Raw genomic sequence first — 3,324 nt, forward strand, 5'->3', positions numbered from 1 at the left:
GCCGAGCGCGTAGCCCGTGACGGCGGCGACGACGGGCTTGGGGATGCGGGCGACGGCGGTGAAGGATTCCTGCAGGGCACGGGAGCGCACGACCATCGCCGCGTGGTCCATGTCCTGCATCTCCTTGATGTCCGCGCCCGCCGCGAACACCTTCTCGCCGCCGTAGATGATCACGGCGCGTACGTCGTCGCGCCGGGTCGCCTCTTCGGCCAGCTCTTTGAGCCGGTCCTGCAGGGCGATGTCGAGCGCGTTCATCGGGGGGCGGTCGAGGCGGATCGTGCCGACGCCTTCGGCGACTTCGAGATGCACAGATGTCATGCGGGGCACGTTAGCCGTGCCCCGCACGAGTGTGCCGATCGGTCAGGCTTTCCGACCGGTCAGGCCTTCCACTTCTCCCAGGACATGTTCCAGCCGTTGTAGCCGTTCTCGGGCTGGATCGTCTTGTCCGCCGAGTTCTTCACGACCACGAGGTCCCCGATGAGGGAGTTCTCGAAGAACCATCCGGCGGGCGTCTTCTTGCTGTAGCCGCCGCGCACGTCGCTCAGGCCTATGCAGCCGTGGCTGGCGTTCGTGTTGCCGAAGGCGCCGCCCGACCAGTAGTTGCCGTGGATGAACGTGCCCGATGTGGAAAGCCGCATCGCGTGCGGGACGTCCTTGATGTCGTACTCGCCGCCGAAGCCGACGGTCTCGCCGTTCATGCGCGTGACCTGGAGCTTCTCGCTGATGACCATCTGGCCGTTGTACGTCGTCGTGCCGGGGGCGCCCGCGGTGATCGGGATCTTCTTGATCTGCTTGCCGTCCCGGACGACCTTCATGTGCTTGGTCTTGGCGTCGACGGTGGAGACCTGGCTGCGGCCGATCGTGAACTTCAGGGTCTTGGCCTGCTCGCCGTAGACCCCGGGCCTGCCCTCGACACCGTCGAGGTTGAGCTTGACCGTGACCTTCGTGCCCGCCTTCCAGTACTTCTCCGGGCGGAAGTCGATGCGGTCGTTGCCGAACCAGTGCGGCTCGACCGGCACGGACGGCTCGGTCTTGACCTCGATGGCCTTCTCGACGGCCTCCGGCTCGGTGATGCCGCGCGAGAAGTGGACCGAGAACGGCATTCCGACGCCGACCTTCGAGCCGTCCTCCGGCGTGAACTGCCCGATGAAGGTGTTCTTCGGGGTCAGCGTCGTGAACGACGTGTCCTTGGCGGACTCACGTCCCTCGGAGTCCTTGGCTATCGCGTGGACCTTGTACTTCGTGGAGGCGGCGAGGTGATGCGCCGGCGTCCATGTGGCGCCGCCCGAGGTGATCTTGCCCGGGACCGGATTGCCCTTGCTGTCCTCGACCTCGACCTTGGCCAACTTGCCCTTGTCGGCGGCTATCTTCAGTGCGCCGCTGGTGGCCACCGAGTCGGCGCCGTCCTTCGGCGCTATCGTCACCACGGCCGTCGACGGCGCGTTCTTGTCGGCCGCCTTGCCCTTGCCGTCGCCGCCCGAGTCCGAGCCGCCGCTTCCGCCGCATGCCGTGACCAACAGCAGCGTCACACCCGATGCCACCGCAAAGAGACCCTTGGTCCCCCGTCGCCGTGCGCGCCCCCGCGCACCAACCGACGTCCCCGATATCGGTCGCCCGTTCAAGATGTGTCTCCCCTCGCACGGCCTGGTCAGGCCCGCACCCCAGTGCCTCGGCGCGCACAGACACGCGCCTGCGCTAGATAACCACACGGCTCTGACCGATGACTCCCCGCCAATGTCACTGTTCAGTCCCAACTGCGCACGTGGTGCGGGCCCTGCCTCAGTTCCGGCCCTCGGGCTTGGCCTCCGGCTTCGAGCCGGGCGGCGCCGTCCAGTCCTTCCACCCCATGTTCCAGCCACCGAGGCCGTTGTCAGGAGCGACTTTCTTGTCATCGCTGTTGACAACTTCCACCACATCGCCGATCAGAGTGCGGTCGAAGAACCACCCCGCCGGGGTCCGTGAGCTGCCGCCCTTCACATCGCGCAGGCCCACACAGCCGTGGCTGACATTCGTGTTGCCGGGGGCGTCCGGCGACCAGTAGTTGCCGTGCAGGAAGGTGCCTGACGTCGTCAGGCGCATCGCGTGCGGGACGTCGGGGATGTTGTACTCCCCGCCGAAGCCGACGGTGCGGCTGTTCATCCGGGTCACCTCCAGCATCTCCGTGACCACCATTTTCCCGTTGTACGTCGTGGTCTTGGGGGCGCCCGCGGTGATCGGGACCGTGGAGAGGACCTCGCCGTCGCGGCGTACCTCCATGGTGTGCTCGGCGGCGTCGACCAGGGAGGTCTGGCTGCGGCCGACCGTGAACGAGAAGCTCTTGTCCTGGAGGCCGTAGATGCCGGGGGCGGCCTCGACGTCGCGCAGGCGCAGGCCGACGGTGACCTTCGTGCCGGGCTTCCAGTACTTCTCGGGGCGGAAGTCCACGCGGGTCTTGCCGAACCAGTGCGGCCGTACGTCGACTTCCGGGTCCGCGGTGACGTGGATGGCGCGCTGGACGGCCTCGCGGTTCTCGATCTCCTGGTTGAACTCCAGGGAGATGATCATGCCGGTGCCGACGGTGGAGCGGTTCTCCGGCGAGACGTAGGCGATGAACCGCTCGTCGGGGACCTGGGTCGTGAACGTCGTGTGCCGGGCCGAGCGGCGGCCGTGGCCGTCGAGGGCGACGGCGTCCACCGAGTACTTCGCGGCCAGCGCAAGGCCGCCTTCGTCCAGTGGCTTCCAGGTCGTGCCGTCCTCGTCGATGCGGCCTGGCACCGGAGCCTCCTGCGCGTCCTGCACCCGGACGACCTTCACCGATTCGAGGCGTCCGTCGGGGACCTCGACCTGGAGCGGTTCGTCGCCCTTGACTCCCTTGCTGCCGTCGTCGGGTGTCACCCGGATCGCGTCGGCGGGCGACCGGGGCTTGCCCATCAGCCGGTCGATGCCACCGCCGTCACCGGTGCATCCCGCGGCTCCGGCAAGCAGTCCTGCCCATGTCACTACGGCGGCCAGCGCGGCCCCTGCGCGCCGAGCGCGCCTCGCTACCTGTCTCACGTCCGTCCCAACGACCGTCCCCCTCCTGGGGAAACGTGAGTGCGACGCACACGCTGGGCAGAACAGTGGGGAGGACGGCACGGGCCATCGGGTCCAAGCGTGCCGTCCGGTCTGGTACGCCCCCGCCGCCGGGACGCGGCAGGGGTCGAGCCGCAGGAGGCGGATGGGTGTCCAGCGCAGCCGAACAGGAAGCACTCCGGGGTGGGCGGCGCGGGACGGGCGCGGCCGCCGCGAACGGTAGGGCCGCCGCCGTGAACGGTCCGTCGACGCAGACGCAGACGGAGGCGCGCG

Annotated in this window: 2 protein-coding genes and 1 pseudogene; all 3 read right to left on the minus strand. The window is 68.5% G+C overall.

What is annotated here, in order from left to right; genetic code table 11:
* Nucleotides 1-318, minus strand: a pseudogene (locus ABD378_RS27760) (enoyl-CoA hydratase/isomerase family protein); the annotation flags it as partial.
* A 59-nt stretch (nucleotides 319-377) separates the two neighbouring features.
* Nucleotides 378-1,622, minus strand: coding sequence for a L,D-transpeptidase (locus ABD378_RS27765; protein WP_344524972.1), 1,245 nt, complete (start codon nucleotides 1,620-1,622; stop codon nucleotides 378-380).
* 157 nt (nucleotides 1,623-1,779) lie between these two features.
* Entirely contained in the window at nucleotides 1,780-2,979 is a 1,200-nt protein-coding gene (locus ABD378_RS27770; RefSeq protein WP_344524974.1) for a L,D-transpeptidase, read from the minus strand.
* Nucleotides 2,980-3,324 lie beyond the last annotated feature (345 nt).

The sequence above is a fragment of the Streptomyces rectiviolaceus genome (assembly GCF_039533825.1).
Lineage (GTDB): Bacteria > Actinomycetota > Actinomycetes > Streptomycetales > Streptomycetaceae > Streptomyces > Streptomyces rectiviolaceus.